A 20,195-nucleotide genomic window follows, 5' to 3' on the forward strand; every position below is an offset into this window, starting at 1 on the left:
ATTGACTTACCACTATTCTAACACATTGTGTCGGTGGCATGACGACTGAATTTAGTTTTGATTGGAAAAATGTAGCAGTGAGGCTTTAGCCTCGCTGAACTCTTATAGGTTTCCGTCATCGCGAGGAGTCCCGATTGCATCGGGACGACGTGGCGATCTCCGGTGGGGAGTGTTGAGATTGCCACGCCCCGATTGTATCGGGGCTCGCAATGACACGGGGGGCATTATCCATTGGCTACGTGTTTAAGTTTGAGGTTCTGGCGGTTACGGCGGCGCCTAGGGCGGTGATGATTTGGGGTTGTGGGGGCACAAGGGGCTGTATATTCAATTCCTGCTCTACAGTCTTGACGAGGCCGGTATTGAGCGCGCCACCACCGCAGAGGGCGCATGGCTCCTCCAGCTTAATCTTCTTGACCAGCGATGAAATCTTGCTGGCTAAGGCTTTGTTGACCCCGGCGGCGATGTCCTCCTTTGGGATACCTTCGGTGACTCTGGTGATGGCCTCTGATTCGCCGAAGACAGCGCAACCGGTGCCGAAGGTGATTGGGTTTTTGGACTTAAGCGAAAGCGGGCCGAAATCTTTTAAATCTATTCGCAGTACGTTGGCAATGACTTCGATAAACCGGCCACTTCCGGCAGCGCATTTTTCGCTGACGGTGAAATTGGTCACCATTCCCTGTTCATTTATCCGTATTACTTTGGTAGACTGTCCCGCCACCTCGATTGCTGTTTTGACCTGGGGAAAGATGCTATTTATGCCTCTGGCAGTGCAGACTATGTCACTGACTTGTCGGCTGGCGAAAGCCACGTTGTTGGCGCCGCTGCCAGTGGCTACAGTATCGGCTATATCATCTTGACTCAGCTTAAGCTGTCTCAGAAGCTCCTGCCTTATCGTCTCTGCCGCTGTCTGGTAATTGGCTCCGGAAGGAATCACGCGGTAAGCGGCAAGCTCGGAATCTCTGATTATGACTCCTTTACTATATGCCGAGCCGATGTCTATGCCCATAAACCACATCATATTAAAAATCAAAAACCAAAAATCAAAATGACAGGTAAAAATGCAAAAATGTTTTAATCACTTTTATATTTTATTGTTGAAAGAAGGTAGCCTTTTCCAGGCGACGAGGCTTTGTTGGGATGGGCTCGCCCTCTGCCGTTGCTTTCATATAGATTTCCTTTGCCAGTATGGCAGCCCCAAGCGCCCCAGTTAGTAGTGGCTCTTCAGGGACGAGGATTTCGCAGCCCAAACTCTCTTTCATCGCCTTAACCATGCCGATGTTCTTGGCCACGCCACCGGTGAGCACTACATCGGGTTCTATCTTCAGCCGCCGTGCCAGTGCTGCCACCCGGCTGGCCAGCGCATCGTGGAGCCCAGCTATGATATCTTCCAGCTTTTCCCCGCGGGATAGCAGTGCTACCACCTCCTGCTGAGCGAAGATGGTGCATAGGTTGCTGATCTGGATTTTCTTGGTAGATTTCAATGCGATGTCTCCCATGTCTTCCAGCCTGATACCCAAAGTGGCAGCGGTGACTTCTAGGAACCTGCCGGTTCCGGCAGCGCATTTATCGTTCATGACGAAGTCGACCAGCTTACCTTTCTCTGTCTTCATACACTTGGCGTCCTGTCCGCCGATATCTATGGCAGTCCTGACGTTGGGAAACAAACTGGAGACGCCTCTGGCATGGCAGGAAAGCTCTGTTATCTGGTCGTCAGCAAAAGGGACATTCACCCGCCCGTAGCCCGTGGCTACGATGTAGGAGATGTCGCCGAGCTGCAAATCGGCTTGCTCCAGTGCCATTCTCATGACCTCGTTGGCTAGCTGGCGATGCTCAGGTCCAGTAGGGCCTTTTATGGCAGACAATATCCTGTCAGCTGTGTCCGTGAGCACCACCTTGGTCATGGTGGAACCTATGTCTACGCCAGCGAAATACAAGTTGACCTCTGGAGAAATGTTCTTAGCGGATTGTCTCAAGGAAGGCCTCAACCCTGGTTCTTAATGGGGCTAAAGCTCCTATAGTGTAATCATATTCTATGTAAGTGCTGGGAATGCCGATGCTGTCGAGGTAGTCTTTGAGCGACGGCATTTCGAAGGCAAAGGGGTCGCAATACCTGACTAACAGCAATACGGCGCCATTGATTTTCCATTCTCTGACGATGCCCTTGAGGTAACCGAAGCGGCTTTGTATGTCTTTGGCATAGTCTTTCTTTGTCTCACCGATATTGGCTTGTCTGAAGGTGCGGGCGCAGGTAATCTCCTTCATGTAGTAATCAGCCAGTCCATCCAATGGGTCAGTGGTCAGCTTTACACTGCCCCTGTAGGCTCTGATGCTGCCGCAACTCTCATCCATCACCACATTTGCCTTAGCCTCAAATACCTGCATGACATCAATATCATCCAATGTACTGCTCCAGATAAGTAGACGCGCTGGCTTTTTCTTGGGGCCATCGGCGCGGTCCTTGACCTCGCCTATAACCTGCGCTAACAGGTTATTCCCTTCGGCTACAGGCAGGCTCATAAGCGCTTTTACTACCTGGACAAGCTCAGTGCCTGAGATAAGCGGTGGGGCTGGCTTGGTCAGCTCGTATAATTCCTGCACCAACGCTCGTTGTTGATTATGAGACTTAATGGCTGCCTTAAGCTTATCTGCGGTCAGTTTCTTTCCGGTGAAGGACTCCAAAGTCTTCTTGAAGTCATTCAATTGTGACTTGAAGTATTCAATGGCCTCGGGACGGATGGTGCTGGGCATATCTATGAAGTGAAAATATGGGTAGTTGATATAAGATTCCCAGACGCGGGCTGTCTTTTCCTGAGGGTCGCTGGAATGGACGGTGACCATACCATCAAGGAAATCGTTTTTACTTTTCAAGGCACAATCGAGGCAGGTGCGCATAATAGGGCAGAATGAACTGGGCAGCGCTCTATCTGCCTCAGTTACCGGCTCTTTGATGTCCCCGCACGTCCGGTACGAGACGAGGTCTAGTGCGGTAAGCATTTCTAAAGGGACATAGACGCAGGGATAGCCTATTATCTTCTTGCCAGTTGCTTTGAGTTCCCTGACCCTCTTCGACCGGTTTAAGTAGATCTCCTGGGCTTTGCTCAGTCCTTGGCTTTTATCTGACATTGCTGCAACCTCTTTTTGAAAAATCAAAGATTAAAAACCAAAAATCAAAATTACAGATAAAAATGCAAAAATGTTTCTTTTTCAAGCGAACAAACATCAAAGCACATTTTCGTCTTTGACTTTTGATGTTTTATTTTTTACTTTTGTTCACCAGTCGAAGCCTTCCTGTTTCCTCACTCTTCTGTAGTGCTCCATTGTTTCCTCGAATGGCTCTGCCTTGGCTAAAGCATCTTCAGGGTTGAACAATCTGAGGTCTACGATATCTCCTTCTATGCTCAGTGAAGGCACTTTCAGCTTTTCCATCAGCATATTTGCCACGTAAGGCAGGTGCGTGGAGGCGCTGCGGCAGGTGATAAGGGGATGAAGCATTGCCCCGTCACATTTCCATTCTCTGGCATATTTCAAATAAGGATAAGCGAAAGAGCCACCGAGCACATTCTGTTGCCGGGCATCTTCGTAGTAGCCAGCAAAGAACTGGAGGCTGAATCTGGTGATTCGTTCCAGCGGGTCTTTGACCTGGCTGAGGTCAACGGGGATGGGCGGGCGATAGCCAAAGCTCTCGACGACGAAGTTCCACCCCCTCTCAGCCAGTTTGTCAAAAAATCCCAAGCTATGCCAGGGTGGAAGCTCGGCGAATACCAACCTGTATTTCTCCTCAGGAACGGCTCCTACGTGGTCATTTACCCTGTCTTTCACCTCTTTATACATATTTTGGTAGAGCTGCAGCGAATCCTTTAGGTCGCCGGCCAGGAACAGAGCTGCTGGCATGGTGCTCCAGAAGTCCCTGCTGTGCATGGGGCATGGTTTTGCCTTGCGCAGCTCGTTCACCTCATGCCACACCCGGTTTATTTCTATCATGAGGTTAACCGTTTCATCTAGCTTGTCCCAGTCTATTTTCCTGCCCACCATGCGTTCGACGAAGGTGACAAAGTCCCTGAGATGTTTCACTCCCAGGTCAACCATTTTCTGGAAAGCGCCTTCGATGAAGAACTCTTTTGTTCCGGGGCTGGGTGATTCCAGTGGCCATACCGGCACATCCATGTAGCGGCCTAATGACTGGAACCACTTGTACCTGGCGTCGCAGATAGCGGCTGAGGACAGCAGAAATACCGGCTTTGGCATGCCTCCAAAGGGAGCCTCTGGCGGCACCTCACCTTTGAATTCTCTCATCATCCGCGATGTATAGCCGAGACTGGTCAGACTGTAGCCGCAGAGATGTGTAGGAAAGCCATCGGCATCAGCCTGTTCCAGGTATCGCTGGGCAACTCCTGTTGCCGCAGCAATGGCACCATAGTTTTCGGGATAGACCACTTCCACGTCCATGGCTTTGAGTATAGGGTCGCCGTAGTAGAAGTTGAGCATAGCCCAGACAGCGGGCTTGCCCGCCTTGATGGCTTCAGTGCTCTTCAGGTAGGTCTCATTTACCTTGGCTCGAAGCGGGTACATTGATTTCAGCCGGTTTATAACCTTCTTTTTCTCTTCCGTAACCATAGCTAATTCACTCCTTTTGAAATCTTGGCTGAAGGGCATCAGATATATGTCCCGTATTATAACACAAGAGAGGATTATGCATCGTTTAATTTGCCACTACATATAGTGGCGAAGCAATCTCGGTTTCTATTCTGCCATCGCGAGGAGGTCCTTCCGTGGAAGGGCTGGCAATGACAAACAGGGGGCAGACCTCCATGTCTGTCGGCAGCATTACCAACAGGTCGTCCTTGGGAAAGAAGCTATTGACTGACCTGTTATAATATGCGGAAGATTTCATGGCTGGGTCTAAGGTGCACAGTAGCTCTGTGAGGCGTTATGACCTTGACTGGGTCAGGGTTCTGGCTATATTGGCGTTGTTCCTATTTCATTGCAGCAGGTTTTTTGACTTTGACCCCTGGCATTTGAAAAACGCTAAAACCGGTCTGGCCTTCGCGACTTACAATCATTTCTTCAATTACTGGGGCATGCAGCCTCTTTTCCTGGTAGCTGGTGCTGCTGCCTGGTTTTCCCTCGGCGCTAGAAAGAAAGGACCTTTTATCAAGGAACGTGTCTTGAGGCTACTGGTCCCTCTAATTTTCGGCATGCTGCTAGTTGTGCCGCCACAAGTATACCTGGAACGGATATATGAGGGGCAGTTCACTGGCTCGTTCTTTCAGTTCTACCCGCACTTTTTTGAAGGCACCTACTCGGGAAGTTATGCAGGGACGGGCAACCTCAGCTGGCATCACCTCTGGTTCCTCGCCTACCTGTTCACCTTCACGCTGTTAGCGTTGCCGCTTTTTCTATGGCTGCGCAAGCCAGCGGGCGAGAAGTTGATTTCAAAACTGGCTGATTCTGTACGTAAGCGAGGAATCATATTCTTGTATGCCGTGCCCTTGTGGATTTTCCTTGCCGCGCTGCTGCCATTGTTTCCCGGCGGAGAACAAAATCTGGTGAAAGATTGGGCATTCTTTCTCTACTACATTACTTTCTTTGTCTATGGCTGCCTTTTCTGCGCTGATGGCAGGTTCTGGCAGGCCATTGACCGCCACAAAGCGCTGGCACTTATCCTGGCGCTGATGATGACTGCAACAGACGCATATGTTGAACTATCAGAACGCGTACCGCCCCTTGGTTACTCGCCGGCGAGTATATTGTTCACCTGTCTCCGGTGCTTTAATACCTGGTTCTGGATAATGGCTATCCTGGGCTATGCCCGCAGGTACTTATCTTTCACTAATCGTTTCCTGCAATACGGCAATGAGGCGGTGCTGCCGTTTTATATACTGCACCAGACTGTGATAATCATCGTAGGCTACTATGTGATCCAGTGGGATATCAACATCTATCTCAAGTACCTTATCATCGCGGCGTTATCGTTCACGACGATTATGCTTCTCTACGAGTGTATAAAACGAACTAATGTCACCAGGTTCATCTTCGGGATGAGGTTGAAGAGGAAGCAGCCTAGTGCGGTGCCATCCACTATAGGCGGTAGCGACTGAATTCTCGGACAGGTTCTGAAGGACTGTCCCTACATTTGTCCTTTGTCATCGCGAGGAGCCCTTCCCGTATGGGAAGGGCGACGTGGCGATCTAAGCAGAGGCAAACGTTGTTGCTGTGCGGGGATTGGCACGCTCCGCTCGCAATGACAGTTCTTTAAAATTGAGCGTTTTGAATTTGGAGCATTCGAATTTTGATATTGTTTAGGATTTAGTGCTTAGTATTTGGGATTTGCTATTGTGCGGGTGAGACTAAAGCCTTCTTAAGCTCTTGGGCTACCTGGAACGGGTCGCTGGAGATGATGCTGGCGGCGTAAAGCTCCATAGTACCGAAATCAGAGGAGCCATCCCACGGATAGCCGCGGTCAACTATTCGGGCGACGATGGGGAAGCCTTTCCATTCTTTGGGGAGAGAGTTAAGGGGTGGGGTGGCTATGCCCACGTTGAAGGCGGTTACATGCATGCAATCACGGAAGCAGGCCAGGACCTCATAGAGCCTGTCTTTGAAGGAGTCGTTCAAGGCGGGTGAAAGGAGCATCATTTCTTTTTCCTTGATGGGGGTCAGGTAAGACAGGATTCGGATTCCGTCCTTCTCTAGAGCCAGGCCAAGGTTGAGATGAACTTGGTACAGGTCGTCGAAATAATTGGAGCCATTTTCGGCTTTGTAGCGAAGGGCGGCCTGGCGCAAGGCTTCGATTTTGGCGTAATGACAATCGTGGCTGAGCACCACCTGGGCATGGCCATGAGCCATACTCGCTCCGGCTTTCTTCAGTGCGTTCCACAGGAAGAAGTAGTACTTGGCCGAGGGGTCGAACTGGTGGGCTTTTTGTGCCCACTTCCAGCCGGTGTCCAGATAGTCGATAATCTCCTCTCTGGAGAACTTGAGCGGGTTAAAGTCTTTGAAGATTATCATGCCGTGGAGCCCGTCATATTTGGCGATATTGCTGGCGGTGATGCAGTACTTTCCTTTTATTCTGCCGAAAAGGTCTTCCGGGGTATCTTCCAGAGGTTTGCTTAGCGGGTCGTCTTTGGCTTTATCCAGAATATTGGCTTCGACTCTAAGCCTGTCTTCATACTGCCGTGGACGCAGGGCTCGCAGTGAGTTGAATATGGCGCCTTCAAAGGTGACCAAGTTGGTTACCTTGATGATTTTCTGCTCGGTTACCCTATCCACCGAACCGAACTGCTGCTCAATCCAGGGGAGCATGGTGGCAGGTGGCTTGAGGCAGCCCTTAGCAGTCGAAACCGAGAATATGCGTTGGAAAAGCCTTTTTGCTTTCTGGGGCAGAGCCTCGACCAGAGTATCGAGGTCAACAATAGTTTGGCTGGCTGGGTTCACAGCTTGCCTCTAATGCATTGATATACTCTTGTAATAAGTCGGTGGCTTGAGCCGTATTACCATTTTCCAATGCCGACAGGGTGTTTTCCAGTATGCTTACTTCACGGGTGAGATGTGCCGATATATTGCATAGAGAGCCGCAGCAGGGCGTCATCCCTTCAGACCGCCACAGGAGAGCCTCTTTTATCTCCAGCATTTTTTTCACATCTTTAATAGCCTGTTTTATTTTCTTAGGGTCAGCCACCTTCTGCTTGGTAGCACTGACACTATCTTTATCGATTATCATCATTTCCATTTCACCTCCAAACTATTCACCTCTGTGGACTAAACATGTAGCTTCCTCGTGTCTTTAACTCTGTAGGGACAGACCTTCAGGTCTGTCCGTTGCGGACAGGTCTAAAGACCTGTCCCTACATTATGCACTCTGCTTGTTAAGTCTGTCTACTCGCCACGTTTGTATCGAAAACGAAAGAACCAGAAAAGGCGTAGCTCCGATAGTCATCCACCAGCCCTGCGCGCACCGGATTATTCAGTATATATAAAGCCACCTCTTCAAGTGCCTCTTCTTTTCTCAGAACATGGTCATAATAACTCCTGTGCCAAAGAGGGCTATTACATGTCCTCCTAAATTTAAAGCTGGTCTCTTGTTTAAATGTTTTCATAAACGTGTGTAAAGAGGATTTATCCTCTCCTAATAGTAAAAGGTGAAGGTGGTCAGGCATAAAACAGTAGGCGTAAATAGTGAAGCTATTCTGCGTACCCAAACGTTTCAATAAGGGCATAACAGTGTCAATGACTGCCTTTTCTTTGAAATATGGTCTTTTTTGATAGGTTGAACAAGTGACGAAATATGCATAAGGCCCTGAATAATCGAAGCTGCACAGCCTTGGTGAACTCTTTCGTTGCTTTAGCATTCCTCCCCGTTTTGCGGACAGGTCTAAAAACCTGCCCCTACATTCGCCATGTTATCAATTCTGTAGGGATAGACCTTCAGGTCTGTCCGTTGCGGACAGGCCTTAAAGACCTGCCCTCTACATTATGTGTCCGTCGTCTTAGTGCTTGAAATGGCGTATACCGGTGAGCACCATAGCCATATTATACTTATCGGCCGTGGCGATTACCTCTTTGTCTCTTACTGAGCCGCCGGTTTGGATTACGGCAGTTGCTCCGCCCTGTGCTGCCACCTCAACGGTGTCAGGGAATGGAATCATGGCATCGGAGGCGAGGACACTGCCTTTGGCGGCATCACCAGCCCTCTTCAGAGACAACTCGACGCTAACTACCCTGTTGGGTTGCCCTGTGCCCATGCCGAGCAGCGTGTTGTCTTTAGCCAGGACGATACCATTCGACTTTATGTGTTTCACCGCTTTCCAGGCGAAGAGAAGGTCGCGCATTTCAGCCTTGGTTGGCTCGCGCTTGGATACCGTCTTGGGCTTAAATTCTTCCTCGGTGTAATAGTCCTGCTCTTGCACCAGGAAACCGCCGCCGATAGGGCGCAGGTCGATGTTCCCGGTTTTGCCTTGATGTGTCTGTATGGGCAACGAGAGTAGACGCATGTTCTTCTTGCGTTTAAAGATTTCAAGGGCTTCGTCACTGTAGCCTGGGGCTATGATGCAGTCGTAATGAGTTTTATCAATTTCGGCAGCTAGGGCGAGGTCAATGGGGCGGTTACAGGCAACGATGCCGCCGAATGCGGATACCGGGTCACCGGCAAGAGCTCTCTTGTAGGCTTCGATAAGGTCTTTGTTGCTACAAAGCCCGCAGGCGTTGTTGTGCTTGATTATGGCTATGGTGGGATCGTTGAAGTCGCAGGCAGTGCTCCAGGCGGCCTCAAGGTCGAGGAAATTATTGAAGGATAGTTCCGGGCCGCTGAGCAGCTTGACCGATGTCATGCCCGTAGGCTTCTGCTTTATGGATTGCTCGGTGTAGAGGGCAGCTTTTTGGTGGGGATTTTCCCCATAGCGCAGGTCATAGAGCTTCTTCATGGCTATGGTCATGTCTTGTGGGAAGGTCTCTTCGTCTCGGAGATACTGGGAGATGGCAGTGTCATACATGGCAACGTGCTGGAAAGCTTTTTGAGCCAGCCTTTTCCGCTCTTTCTGGTCCACCTTGCCCTGGCGCAGCTTGTCGAGGATAACGTCATAGTCTTCAGGGTCGACGATTACCAGGACAGATGGGAAGTTCTTGGCGGCGGCACGGATCATCGTCGGCCCGCCGATGTCTATATTCTCAAGTGCCTCCTCAAGGGAGACATTTGCTTTGGTCACTGTCTGGACAAAGGGATATAGGTTGACCACTACCATATCTATAGTTTGAATCTTGTTCTTTGCCAGCTCGTCCATGTGCTGGGGAAAGTCACGCCTGGCTAAGATGCCACCGTGGACTACCGGGTGAAGGGTTTTCACCCGACCATCTAAAATCTCAGGGAAACCGGTTAGCTCTGAGATGCTGTGGACCTTTATGCCCTCGGCATCAATAGCCTTTTTAGTGCCACCGGTGCTGAAGATTTCGACATCTAAATCTTTTAGTTTTTGGACAAAATCGACCAGTCCTGATTTGTCGGATACGCTGACAATAGCGCGCAAGTTAACCTCCTTAGGAAATGATTATTTTTTGGCTATTTGTGGACTTGATAACTTTACCAATTTTTTGGGTTTCAGGCAAGGCAGTGGCGAGTTCGGCTACTTGTTCTGGCGAGCAAATAATGACCATGCCTATTCCCATATTAAAGACCTGGTACATCTCGACTTCTTTTATTTTGCCCCGCTCTTGAATGAGCTTGAAGATGGGCGGAACAGGCCAGGAATCCTTGCTGATTTGGGCAGCTATGCCCTGGGGTAAGATTCTGGGGATATTTCCTTCGAATCCCCCGCCGGTAATATGAGCCAGACCTTTAACCATCGGCAAAACTGACTTCAGCTCTGAATAGTAGCATCGGTGCGGCTGGAGAAGCTCCTCGCCGAGATTCCGTTTCAGTTCGGGGTACAAGACCTGCAACGAAGACGGGTTGCGGTCTATATCGAAGACCTTACGCACCAGCGAATAGCCATTAGTATGCAGCCCGCTGGAAGGCAAACCGAGGATAATATCACCGGAAGTGATGAAATTGCCATTGAGTATGTTTGCCTTTTCCACCACCCCAACGATGAAGCCGACGAGGTCATAGTCATCGCCCTGGTATATTCCCGGCATCTCGGCGGTTTCACCGCCGATGAGGGCGCAGGCGACGTTTTTACAGGCCTGGGCTATGCCGCTGACGATGCTTTCCACTCTTTCTGGCAGTAGTTTGCCCATAGCGATATAGTCGAGAAAGAAAAGCGGATTGGCACCGCAGGTGAGTATGTCATTAACGCAGTGGTTTACTAAATCGAAGCCGATGGTGTTGTGCTTATTCAAAAACGAGGCGATTTTGAGCTTGGTGCCCACGCCGTCGACGCTGGAAACTAATACCGGCTCGGCGTAGTCCTTTAATTGGAACATGCCGCCGAATAAGCCGATATCGGTTAAGACTTCGGGTCTGGAAGTAGACCGAGCCAGTCGCTTAATCAGCTCTTTGGCTTTATCGGCGGCTTTGATATCAACGCCGGCCTGGGCGTAAGCCTCACGATCCGCCGAGTTCACTCAAGCTCCCTGAAGGTATGGCTTCTAGTGCCAGTTTGTCCATCTCCAGCTGAACCGGTATGGGGTATTCGCCGGTGAAGCAAGCCAGGCAGAATATATCTTTAGGCAGATCTACCGACTCGATTAAGCCGTCGATGCTTATATAACCGAGGGAATCAGCTCCAATGACGTCTCTGATTTCAGGTATGGTCTTCTGGGCAGCGATAAGCTCCCATCTGGTTGCCATATCCACGCCGAAGAAGCAGGGGTGACGTATGGGTGGGGAGCAGATGCGCAGGTGTACCTCTCTGGCGCCAGCTCGCTTGAGCATAGCGACTACCTTAGGAGTGGTGGTGCCGCGGACGATGCTATCATCAACGACTATCAGCCTTTTCCCGACGATTGTTTCAGACAGTGGATTGAACTTCAGCTTAACGCCGAGGTCTCGCAGTCTCTGGTCAGGCTCGATGAAAGTGCGTCCCACATAGCGGTTCTTGATTAGGCCCTCGCAGTAGGGAATGCCCGAAGCTGTGGCATAACCGATGCCAGCAGCGGTAGCCGAGTCAGGAACACCCATCACCAAATCAGCCTCAATAGGATATTCTCGAGCCAGTATTCTGCCCATGGCTTGCCGTACTGGATAAAGAAGCTTGCCCTGGATAATGCTGTCGGGACGGGCGAAGTAGATATACTCGAAGATACATAAGGCTTTTCGGGTGCTCTCTTCGGTAAAACTCTTGACCCCATTTTTATTTATGACCACTATTTCGCCAGGTTCTACTTCCCTGATAAATTGAGCTCCAACATGGCCGAGGGCGCAGCTTTCTGAGGCAATTACCCAGCCGCCATCGATAGTCCCAAGACAAAGCGGCCGTACTCCCATAGGGTCGCGAACTCCAATCAGCTTATCTTTAGTCAAAATTACCACAGAATAGGCTCCTTGCAGCCGGCGCATAGCATACCTTATCCTGTCTACAGGATTCCTTTCTGTGGAGGACATGACGAGATTGGCTATAATTTCAGAATCGGTGGTGGTAGCGAAAGTGTATCCCAGATGACAGAGCTCGTCGCGGAGGAATTTGGCATTAACTATGTTGCCGTTGTGGGCTAAAGCTATGGTTGTCGAGTTTGCTTCAATCAGTATGGGTTGGGCGTTGCTGGCGCGGCTTGAGCCGGTGGTGGAGTAACGAGTGTGACCTATAGCTATATGACCCTGGAGTTGGGCTAGCTCGTCCTCGGTAAACGCCTGGGAAACAAGTCCCATTGAGGTGTGGAGGCAGATTTTCTTTCCGTCGGCGGTGGCGATACCGGCGCTTTCCTGACCACGATGCTGGAGGGCATAAAGGCCAAAAAAGGTAATTCGGGCTACATCTACTCCAGGAGCATAGATGCCGAATATACCGCAGCTTTCATGCATAGCTAAACTTGCATCTTAATTATAAGCCTTTTCCTATGTAGAGGTCAATTTGGTGGTTGCTCTTAGCCAGTCCAGGGCGGTGGTTACGGCTTTTTCTTCTAGGCGCAATTTGTGCCCGGCGCCAGGAATTATTACCATCTCTTTAGGCTGGCCGGCTTCTTTATAGAGCTTGTAGGCGTGTTCTATTGGCACCAGGTCGTCTTTATCGCCGTGAATCAGGAGCAGGGGGTGGGGAGAGATTCTGTCTATCCAGCGGAGCGGCGAGACTGTGTTGAAGCCATGAAGCCATTCATCGGCCGAGGGCGGAAAGTCTTTATCTCTTATCAGCCCGATGTTGCGGAAGTGGTTAATGGTAGCCTTAGCGCGCTGTTTATCAGTCAAGAAATTGAATTCAGCCGGGCAGGCGAGGGTTACCACAGAAGATACCCTGTGGTCATTGGCGGCGACATAAACGCTCACAGCAGCACCACCACTGGAACCGAGGAGGCAGAGGCGTGACTTGTCCACTTCCTGTATGCCGGCTAGATAGTCGATGGCAGCCTTTAAATCTCGTGTCCAGCCCAGCATGTCCAGATTGCCCTGAGCCGGGCCTGCTCCCCGGAAGTTGAAAATCAGGGTGATAAAGCCGGCAGCGCAGAACCTTTCGGCTAACCCTGGATAGCCTCCGTCATCGCTTGAGCTGGGCTTTCCGGAGGGGATGCCGTGGCAAAGGCACAGGGCTGGGCAAGGCCGTTTGGTGGTTTCTGGGAAATAGACCTCACCGGGAAGGCGAAGGTTGTCCACTGTGAGCGTGAAGTTCTTTTTCTTTTTTTCTCCTGTCATTGCGAGCCTCTTCACTCATGTCATTGCGAGCGAAGCGTGGCAATCTCTGCTTGGCAACCACGTCTGCCTTTTAATGAGATCGCCACGTCGCTACACGCCTCGCGATGACAAACAAGAAATGCTATTGCGAGCGAAGCGTGGCAATCTCTCACAAATCATCATATAGGTCCTGCCACTTATTGTTTATATTGCAAATCAGGTCTATCTTCTTCTGTCTTGAGCCACCTTTGATTTGCTTTTCCCTGGAAATGGCAGCTTTTACATCATCACAGGCCTCGAAGTATACTAGCTTAGTCACATTGTATCTTTTGGTGAAGCCTTCTATCAATTTCTCCTTATGCTCATAAACTCTCTTTTTAAGGTCATTTGTAACACCTGTAATAGCACTCTGTTACTATTGTTTGTCATTATATAGACATAATACTGCTTATGCATTTTCGTCTCTGTTCAGATCGCCACGTCGCTACGCTCCTCGCGATGACACAAAGAAGGAAGCTCTTCGTGATGATAAGTAAACGTAACTCTTATGTCATTTCATCTGGCTTGGTGTGAGCAGTATCAGAAATTCCTTGTTGCCCTCGGCACCCAGTATAGGCGAGGCGACCAGTCCGCGCAATCTTAAGTCATGCTCGGTTATCCAGACGATGAAGCGTGCCAGAACTCGGGCGTGAATCTGCGGGTCTTTGATTATGCCACCCTCGCCCACCTCTTTTCTCTTTGCCTCGAATTGCGGCTTGAATAGCACTATTATGCAACCTGGTAGTGCAAGGTGTTCTACGACATTGGGGATTACTTTGGTCACCGAGATGAAGGACAAATCCATGGTGGCTATATTAACCTTTTCCGTCAGGGAGAAGGGATAATGGGCGTTGACCCTTTCCATGACAATTAATCTGGGGTCCTGCCTCAGTTTGTAGTCGAGCTGGCCGTAGCCGACGTCTATGGCGTAGACACGCCTGGCACCACGCTGGAGCAGGCAATCGGTGAAGCCGCCGGTGGAGGCGCCGACGTCCATGGCTGTCAGGGAGGTGGCATCGAGCTTGAACTCATCTAAGGCGTAAGCCAGCTTGAAGCCGCCCCGGCTGACATATGGCAGTTTTTCGGCTAGCTCAAGCTCTGCGTTTTCATCAACCAGGGTGCCCGGCTTGGTGATTTTCCTGCCGGACACGGTTACCTTGCTGGCCATAATCAGAGCTTGGGCCATTTTCTTGTTTTCAGCCAGCTCTCTCGTCACCAGCAGATTGTCCAGCCGCTGCTTTGGCATAGCAATAGCATTTACCGTCCTGTCACTAAGAACCACAGCGCTCGGAATGGCTTCAGTTTGATGAATGGCGGCGGTACTTCCAGTTGAATTTTCTCGGCTACGGGGAACATGTTGATTCTGTCCACCTCTGGTTTCAGGTGGTCTATTTCCTCAATATTGTTCTTTGACAGCAAGTCATCAAGGCGACGTGCCATCTCCCAGGCGGCTCTAAGGCGCTGGTCGCTTATTTTGGCTAATCGTTCAGATATAATTCTGTATTTCACTCTGAGTTGATTCAGGCGCAGTATGGCTTCGTAGGATGTGTCCACAATCTGCTGGCGGGTCATCCAGTCCGTCTCATAATTGAGGGAATATTTCCAGCTCGGCGATGCCAGCGCCTGGCGGTGCTCTTTCAGCGTCCGAAACAGTATATGGTAGCCGTAGCGCTCGGGGTACTCGAAGCCAAGGCTGCCCGGGTCGAGAAATGGCGCCAACGGGGAGGTGAACATGGAAATCCGCTTGTCTCCACGGAATCTTTCAAGTAAATGTTCGCAATAATCGGTGGTGTCTATGGCTGACTGTGGGGTTTGCCCGGGCAGTCCAATCATGAAGAACACATCCAGCCGCCGGCAGCCGACATCGAGGGCGTCGCCCAGCGTTTGTTCCAGTTCCTGGCTGGAATATGGCCTGCCGATGACTTTCCTTATCTCGGGGTCGTGAGATTCGGGAGAAATCTCCAGGCAGAAGTCAGGGCAGGCCAGGCTCATCTGGCGCAGGAAGTCCTTCGAAGCCGGGTAGAATAGCTCGAGAATGAACTGGTTTTTAACCCGGTTCTTCTGAAGCAGGCTAAAGACCTGGCTGGCGTAGTCTTCTCCTGCCTGACGCAGGTCGCCCAGTATGAAGATGGGGCCGTTGCTGAAGCGCGAGATTTGCCTGACGTCTCGAACCACCGCTTCCGGAGAGCGGAAAACTGGCTTGCCTCGGTTATAGCACTTGCGGAAAGCTGCGGCAGAGCCTCCGCAGATAACGCAGTTCTCGGTACAGCCGCGGCAGGTGAGCACCGCCGTAATGGGATAGCGAAGCCAGTCCTTGACCGGTGTGTAGCTGATGAGGTCGCGGTACCTAATCACAGACCGAACTACGTTGCCGTAATGGTTGACCATGACATCGCTGATGTCGGTGGGGACGTGGGAGAAGGGGTTTTCTTGTATCCTGCCCTGGCTGTCTTTCCAGGCAAGGTTTGGCACTTTCCCCAGTTCCCCCTTATGCCTTATTATGCAGTCCATTAGCTGGCGGAATGGTTCTTCCGTGGAATCTCCCCTGAGCACGTAGTCTATATCGGGGTATTCAAGCAGCTCTTTGGAGAAGTAGGTGGAGGAGAAGCCGCCGAATATCAACTTTGACTCAGGGTGCCATTTTTTAACTATCTTTGCCACCTCAATTGAGCCGTGACAGTGCACCATCCAGTGCAGGTTGATACCGAAGATTGGCGCCTTAAGGCGCTTTATAAAGGCTTCGGCATCGAATTTCCCGTCTCTGAGCATACGCACGGCAAGGTTTACGATGCGCACTTGGTAGCCGGCGCGTCCCAGATATTCGGCGATGCTGGTGAGCCCGATGGGGTACATCTCGAAGACGTAGGAAGGTGGAATCAGGTCGCTGACCGGTCCGTAAAGTATAGTCTTTTTGCGGAAGTCGTAGATGCTGGGGGCATGTAGCAGAATCAGGTCAGTTGGCACAGTAATCTCCTAGATGGCAATTCTATAGCTTTGCTATCTTAAAAATCAAAAATAAAAAGTTTAAAATCAAAATGACAGATAAAAATGCAAAATAGAAACCTTGCTCAATGGACGCAGTAGAGTCCACTTTATAAAGCGTAAACTTGCTCTTTAAGAACCATTTTTGGATTTTGACTTGTAATTTTGCATTTTGATGTTTAGTTTTTACATTTTCAGAAGATTCCTGCTAGGAGATAGCCAATGCCCAGAAGTAATTGAGTCAGCAGAACAACAAGGACGTTATTTGCCATAGCCGGCATCAGCTTGCTTTCGTCTTGATATCTCAGGGCACCTTGAATAGCCCTGATGGCGAAGGGGAGCGTTAGCAAAGCTATGAGACAGAATGCAGGTATCAGCTTTAGTTCCACAGAGCCGAATATCCATACATATACTGCTACAGTGAGAACTGAGTAGACTATGCTCGCCCTTGCCTTCCCCAAAGTTATGGGCAGTGTCTTTCTGTCTGCTATCATATCAGCCTCGGTGTCAGGGAATTCGTTCAGAAACAACAAATTGTGCACTAATATGCCGGAGGGGATAGACGCTATAACAGCGGGGAGCGTGTATTCGCCCGTCTGAATGAAGTAAGCTCCCAGAACCGGCAGTGTTCCCAGACCAACTCCCGGTGACCACTCAGGCCATCCCAGCCTGGTCAGTAGCGGCGTGTAGAGTAGAATGCATACAGCAGCTATAACAAGCAGCGGCAGCAGGAGCCAGCCGCTGACCAGCACGAAGTAAATGCCTATGGGTACTGCCAGCAGGAAGCAGGTTAGGCCAAACCAGAAGACATGCTTAGGCTTTAGAGAGGCGGCGGGAAGGAAGCCGCTGCCGCCGCTGAATGGTGTCCTCCTGGTCTTCAGGTCAATGCCGCTTTTATAGTCATAGTAGTCGTTGAGGACGTTGACACTGATATGGCACAGAAGCAGTCCGATGAAAGCCAGTATAGCGTGGCCAAGATGAAAGGCGCCGTCATGCCAGGCCATGCAGGTGCCCAGAAAAGCTAGCACCACGGAGAGGAGCAAAAACTGTGGCCTGGTCTCGAGGAACCAAACTTTTAGCTTCACGAGTTCTTGAGTATAGCAAACAGGCGAAGGCCATGTCTACAGTATGTTCGATAGTGATCTATTCTGTGCATCTTACCGTATAAATCCTAAATTCGAATTTCTAAGCTCTAAACAAACTCAAAACCCAAAATTCTAATGACCAAAACAGCGCAGTTTCGAATTTGGAGAATTCGAGTTTTGGTATTGTTTGAGATTTAGGGTTTAGTATTTAAGATTTTTGGGTGATGGATGGGTTGTTCAGGCTGCTGCTGATTTCCTCCGGCTGAATCCGAAGATATATATTATCTCCAGGATGGCCAGCGTATTGAGCACAAACAGTGCCACAAACCACCATAGATGCTTGTTGCCGGCAGCACGCCATAGAGCCACGCCTTTCCACGGCATAGTCCAGAGGGCGACCAAGAGGATAATCCATGTCCACACAATTTCTGTCGGATACGAATTTAAGCAGAACATTCCGTATTTACCTCCTTATCAAACAGTCTTTAGTCCACATATTATCGTCCCATGCCAGTTCCTGAATTCTGACTGATTCCGGTTCACGATGAACGCTTCCAATTGCCTAATACCACTCTCGAATTCGCCTTGGGGTATAAGGTGGTAAGTCGAGACATATTTGCTCTTCACTTTTTGCAGATATTCGTAGTCTATGGGGATGTTCTCAACAGTCACCTCTTCGTGTTTAATATTTTTGAAACCGTGACAGTTCAACAGGTAATCTATCTGGTGAATATCTGGGAATCTACCTTTATCGATATCGATGTAGCTGGGGAAAAAATTTTTAATAATCGGATGTTGATTTTCGATTTGTTTATGACTGGAGGTTAAAAGAACCAGGACGCCACCACGCAACACGCGATAACACTCTGAAAGCATGGAGTTCAGGTTTTTTATTTGATGAACAACGTAAGCTCCTATTATGGTATCGAAAGAACCGTCACGGAAAGGCAATTGCCGGTTATCGATATCGGCACAGATAACTTCAACAGATTTGCCCCTGGCGACCTTCAACATGGGGAGCGACGCGTCTACACCGATTACATCTGTCTTTATTATATTCCGTAATTGCGAAGCTATATTTCCCGTGCCGCAGCCCAGGTCTAAGACCTTCTTTCCTGCACTAATCCTCCCCAGTGCAATAACCTTTTTTATCAGACTCTGTGGGTAGGAGCGATAATTGTCATATGTCTTTGAAATATCGGTGTAGTTGACTGCCATGCGACTTCTAAGGTTTCAGAGGTTGATATTAGAATACTTTCTCCATGGTCGGGCCACGGTCTTATTTCCCAAGGTGTCTAGGGCTCTATTTATCATCTTCCTGGTATCGCTAGGCATTATGATGTCATCGATGTAGCCTCGCTCGGCTCCCATGTAGGGATTCTCGTAGAGTTCTCGATACTCCTGTATTCGTTTGCCCTTCACCTCTTTGGGGTTTTCTGCCTCTTTTATCTCCTTGGCAAAGATGACGCTGGCTGCAGTCTCAGCTCCGACAATGGTGACCTGTGCTGTTGGCCAGGCGAAGACTAGGTCGGCACCGATGGATTTGTCCAACATCCCGTAGTGGGCACCGGCGTAAGATTTCCTTACCATGATTGAAATCAGGGGCACGGTAGCATCGGCCCAGGCGTAAAGCAACTTGGCGCCATGCCGCAGAATACCTTTCCAGTCCTGTTCAGAGCCTATCATATACCCGGGACAGTCCTGGAAGCTGATCAGCGGGATGCTAAACAGGTCGCAAAACCTTATAAATCTGGCCATTTTGTCTGCGGCGTCTACGTCGATTACCCCGCCAATGTACGTTGACCGATTGGCTACTATACCTGCCGGGCGACCATTGAATCGGGCAAAGCCTATGATGCAGTTCGGTGCGTGGTCTTTCAGTAGCTCAAAAAGGCAGCCATCATCAACTACCAGTGTGATTAGTTTAAGCATGTCAAAGGGTTGGGCTGAGTTGTCGGGAATTATGGTATCCAGTTCTGGGATTGTTCTCTCGGGGTCGTCCTTCGTCTTGACACAGGGTGGCTTTTCCTTATTATTAGAGGGGAGGAAGGACAAAAGCTGTTTGCAGGCATCTAAGGCTTCTTTGTCGTTTCCGACTACGATGTGGGTTTGCCCCGATTTAATGGCATGAGCTTTCCAGCCAGAAAGCTCCTCCAGTGTAATTTCCTCCCCGATTTGAGTTTTTACGAAGGCAGGGCCAGCGATGCCCATGAAGCCGGTGTGCCGGCATTGAATGAGGAAGTCCTGCATTACCGGGTGATAAGCCTGCCCGCCTAAACATGGTCCCATGAGCAAAGATATTTGGGGCACTATGCCAGAAGCCAGGATTTGGGCTCTGAAGAGCCAGCCATAAGCCTCAAGAGTATCCATTCCTTCTTGGAGCCGGGCTCCTCCTGAGTCGTTCATGCTTATGCAGGGCCAGCCCATGTCTTTGGCAAATTCGAGGGCGCGGGCAAATTTCTTGCCGTGATATTCGCCAAAGGTTCCTGCCATAGCAGTAAAGTCCTCGGCAATAGCGACGACTGGTCTGCCATTTACCTTACCGTAGCCAGTTATTACTCCTTCAGCCGGCACCTCCCTTTTGTCCATACCGAAACTTGTAGTCCTGTGCTTAACGAAAAGTCCTATTTCGGTGAAAGTATTTGCGTCAAAGAAATAGTCAATTCTTTCCCGTGCTGACCATTGCCCAGCTTTATGGCGCTGCTCAATGGCTTTAGGGTCACCCATTTGCTTTATTTTGTCTCGCTTTGCCTTGTAAGCCTCAATTAGCTCTTTGGTCTTTGACATTGTTGCCCCGCCTTTCGCAGTCTGGTTTTTAGCTGCTAGATGTTTCGCTT

Annotated in this window: 19 protein-coding genes and 1 pseudogene; 1 reads left to right on the forward strand and 19 read right to left on the reverse strand. The window is 49.9% G+C overall.

Features of this window, described 5'->3' with window-relative positions; genetic code table 11:
* Positions 1 to 235: 235 nt before the first annotated feature.
* From FJ023_02445 to FJ023_02465, 5 genes are all read right to left on the reverse strand, one after another.
* Entirely contained in the window at positions 236 to 1,018 is a 783-nt protein-coding gene (locus tag FJ023_02445) for a 2-hydroxyglutaryl-CoA dehydratase (GenBank protein MBM4446200.1), read from the reverse strand.
* A 70-nt stretch (positions 1,019 to 1,088) separates the two neighbouring features.
* A complete protein-coding gene (locus FJ023_02450) occupies positions 1,089 to 1,901 on the reverse strand; it encodes a 2-hydroxyglutaryl-CoA dehydratase (GenBank protein MBM4446201.1) in 813 nt (270 codons plus the stop codon).
* Positions 1,902 to 1,956: 55 nt separating this feature from the next.
* Complete coding sequence (locus FJ023_02455) at positions 1,957 to 3,123, reverse strand: 2-hydroxyacyl-CoA dehydratase (GenBank protein ID MBM4446202.1); 1,167 nt, start codon at positions 3,121 to 3,123, stop codon at positions 1,957 to 1,959.
* Between the two features lie 147 nt (positions 3,124 to 3,270).
* Positions 3,271 to 4,653 carry a 2-hydroxyacyl-CoA dehydratase gene (locus tag FJ023_02460; GenBank protein MBM4446203.1) on the reverse strand — a complete coding sequence of 461 codons (1,383 nt, stop codon included), beginning with the start codon at positions 4,651 to 4,653 and terminating at the stop codon, positions 3,271 to 3,273.
* 46 nt (positions 4,654 to 4,699) lie between these two features.
* Entirely contained in the window at positions 4,700 to 4,891 is a 192-nt protein-coding gene (locus tag FJ023_02465) for a hypothetical protein (GenBank protein MBM4446204.1), read from the reverse strand.
* Here FJ023_02465 and FJ023_02470 point away from each other — a divergent pair.
* A complete protein-coding gene (locus FJ023_02470; GenBank protein MBM4446205.1) occupies positions 4,890 to 6,098 on the forward strand; it encodes a hypothetical protein in 1,209 nt (402 codons plus the stop codon). The two genes, FJ023_02465 and FJ023_02470, sit on opposite strands and share 2 nt — an antisense overlap.
* A gap of 232 nt (positions 6,099 to 6,330) precedes the next feature.
* On the opposite strand, the gene FJ023_02475 is transcribed toward FJ023_02470, so the two are convergent.
* The 14 genes and pseudogenes from FJ023_02475 to FJ023_02540 form a co-directional block, all read right to left on the reverse strand.
* Positions 6,331 to 7,434, reverse strand: coding sequence for a hypothetical protein (locus FJ023_02475; GenBank protein MBM4446206.1), 1,104 nt, complete (start codon positions 7,432 to 7,434; stop codon positions 6,331 to 6,333).
* The gene (locus FJ023_02480; protein MBM4446207.1) at positions 7,406 to 7,729 is read right to left on the reverse strand and encodes a hypothetical protein; all 324 of its coding nucleotides are present in this window, start codon (positions 7,727 to 7,729) and stop codon (positions 7,406 to 7,408) included. The genes FJ023_02475 and FJ023_02480 overlap by 29 nt, the downstream gene beginning before the upstream one ends.
* Positions 7,730 to 7,865: 136 nt before the next feature.
* Positions 7,866 to 8,348, reverse strand: coding sequence for a transposase (locus tag FJ023_02485; protein ID MBM4446208.1), 483 nt, complete (start codon positions 8,346 to 8,348; stop codon positions 7,866 to 7,868).
* Between the two features lie 138 nt (positions 8,349 to 8,486).
* Positions 8,487 to 10,019 carry a bifunctional phosphoribosylaminoimidazolecarboxamide formyltransferase/IMP cyclohydrolase gene (gene purH, locus FJ023_02490; protein MBM4446209.1) on the reverse strand — a complete coding sequence of 511 codons (1,533 nt, stop codon included), beginning with the start codon at positions 10,017 to 10,019 and terminating at the stop codon, positions 8,487 to 8,489.
* Positions 10,020 to 10,029: 10 nt separating this feature from the next.
* On the reverse strand, positions 10,030 to 11,055 hold the full coding sequence (locus tag FJ023_02495) for a phosphoribosylformylglycinamidine cyclo-ligase (protein MBM4446210.1): 1,026 nt from the start codon (positions 11,053 to 11,055) through the stop codon (positions 10,030 to 10,032).
* Complete coding sequence (locus FJ023_02500; protein ID MBM4446211.1) at positions 11,036 to 12,451, reverse strand: amidophosphoribosyltransferase; 1,416 nt, start codon at positions 12,449 to 12,451, stop codon at positions 11,036 to 11,038. Before FJ023_02500 ends, FJ023_02495 begins: the two co-directional genes overlap by 20 nt.
* A gap of 33 nt (positions 12,452 to 12,484) precedes the next feature.
* On the reverse strand, positions 12,485 to 13,273 hold the full coding sequence (locus FJ023_02505; protein ID MBM4446212.1) for an alpha/beta fold hydrolase: 789 nt from the start codon (positions 13,271 to 13,273) through the stop codon (positions 12,485 to 12,487).
* 148 nt (positions 13,274 to 13,421) lie between these two features.
* Positions 13,422 to 13,681 (reverse strand): annotated as a pseudogene (locus tag FJ023_02510) (GIY-YIG nuclease family protein).
* 121 nt (positions 13,682 to 13,802) lie between these two features.
* On the reverse strand, positions 13,803 to 14,537 hold the full coding sequence (locus FJ023_02515; protein ID MBM4446213.1) for a TlyA family RNA methyltransferase: 735 nt from the start codon (positions 14,535 to 14,537) through the stop codon (positions 13,803 to 13,805).
* 11 nt (positions 14,538 to 14,548) lie between these two features.
* The gene (locus FJ023_02520) at positions 14,549 to 16,261 is read right to left on the reverse strand and encodes a TIGR04190 family B12-binding domain/radical SAM domain protein (protein MBM4446214.1); all 1,713 of its coding nucleotides are present in this window, start codon (positions 16,259 to 16,261) and stop codon (positions 14,549 to 14,551) included.
* 206 nt (positions 16,262 to 16,467) lie between these two features.
* On the reverse strand, positions 16,468 to 17,358 hold the full coding sequence (locus tag FJ023_02525; protein MBM4446215.1) for a prenyltransferase: 891 nt from the start codon (positions 17,356 to 17,358) through the stop codon (positions 16,468 to 16,470).
* Between the two features lie 237 nt (positions 17,359 to 17,595).
* Positions 17,596 to 17,814, reverse strand: coding sequence for a hypothetical protein (locus tag FJ023_02530; GenBank protein ID MBM4446216.1), 219 nt, complete (start codon positions 17,812 to 17,814; stop codon positions 17,596 to 17,598).
* Positions 17,815 to 17,832: 18 nt separating this feature from the next.
* Positions 17,833 to 18,576, reverse strand: a complete 744-nt coding sequence (locus FJ023_02535) for a methyltransferase domain-containing protein (protein ID MBM4446217.1) — start codon at positions 18,574 to 18,576, stop codon at positions 17,833 to 17,835.
* 15 nt (positions 18,577 to 18,591) lie between these two features.
* Positions 18,592 to 20,145 carry an acyl-CoA carboxylase subunit beta gene (locus FJ023_02540; protein ID MBM4446218.1) on the reverse strand — a complete coding sequence of 518 codons (1,554 nt, stop codon included), beginning with the start codon at positions 20,143 to 20,145 and terminating at the stop codon, positions 18,592 to 18,594.
* Positions 20,146 to 20,195 lie beyond the last annotated feature (50 nt).

This window comes from Chloroflexota bacterium, assembly GCA_016875875.1.
Lineage (GTDB): Bacteria > Chloroflexota > Dehalococcoidia > GIF9 > UBA5629 > 9FT-COMBO-48-23.

Bases quoted from the DNA above. Each gene is read 5' to 3' on its own strand.
- FJ023_02515 (MBM4446213.1), bottom strand. From the start codon at position 14,537: ATGCCAAAGCAGCGGCTGGACAATCTGCTGGTGACGAGAGAGCTGGCT.
- FJ023_02460 (MBM4446203.1), bottom strand. From the start codon at position 4,653: ATGCCCTTCAGCCAAGATTTCAAAAGGAGTGAATTAGCTATGGTTACG.
- FJ023_02480 (MBM4446207.1), bottom strand. From the start codon at position 7,729: ATGGAAATGATGATAATCGATAAAGATAGTGTCAGTGCTACCAAGCAG.
- FJ023_02505 (MBM4446212.1), bottom strand. From the start codon at position 13,273: ATGACAGGAGAAAAAAAGAAAAAGAACTTCACGCTCACAGTGGACAAC.
- FJ023_02535 (MBM4446217.1), bottom strand. From the start codon at position 18,576: ATGGCAGTCAACTACACCGATATTTCAAAGACATATGACAATTATCGC.
- FJ023_02455 (MBM4446202.1), bottom strand. From the start codon at position 3,123: ATGTCAGATAAAAGCCAAGGACTGAGCAAAGCCCAGGAGATCTACTTA.
- FJ023_02445 (MBM4446200.1), bottom strand. From the start codon at position 1,018: ATGATGTGGTTTATGGGCATAGACATCGGCTCGGCATATAGTAAAGGA.
- FJ023_02530 (MBM4446216.1), bottom strand. From the start codon at position 17,814: ATGTTCTGCTTAAATTCGTATCCGACAGAAATTGTGTGGACATGGATT.
- FJ023_02500 (MBM4446211.1), bottom strand. From the start codon at position 12,451: ATGCATGAAAGCTGCGGTATATTCGGCATCTATGCTCCTGGAGTAGAT.
- FJ023_02485 (MBM4446208.1), bottom strand. From the start codon at position 8,348: ATGCTAAAGCAACGAAAGAGTTCACCAAGGCTGTGCAGCTTCGATTAT.
- FJ023_02470 (MBM4446205.1), top strand. From the start codon at position 4,890: ATGGCTGGGTCTAAGGTGCACAGTAGCTCTGTGAGGCGTTATGACCTT.
- FJ023_02540 (MBM4446218.1), bottom strand. From the start codon at position 20,145: ATGTCAAAGACCAAAGAGCTAATTGAGGCTTACAAGGCAAAGCGAGAC.
- FJ023_02450 (MBM4446201.1), bottom strand. From the start codon at position 1,901: ATGACCAAGGTGGTGCTCACGGACACAGCTGACAGGATATTGTCTGCC.
- FJ023_02465 (MBM4446204.1), bottom strand. From the start codon at position 4,891: ATGAAATCTTCCGCATATTATAACAGGTCAGTCAATAGCTTCTTTCCC.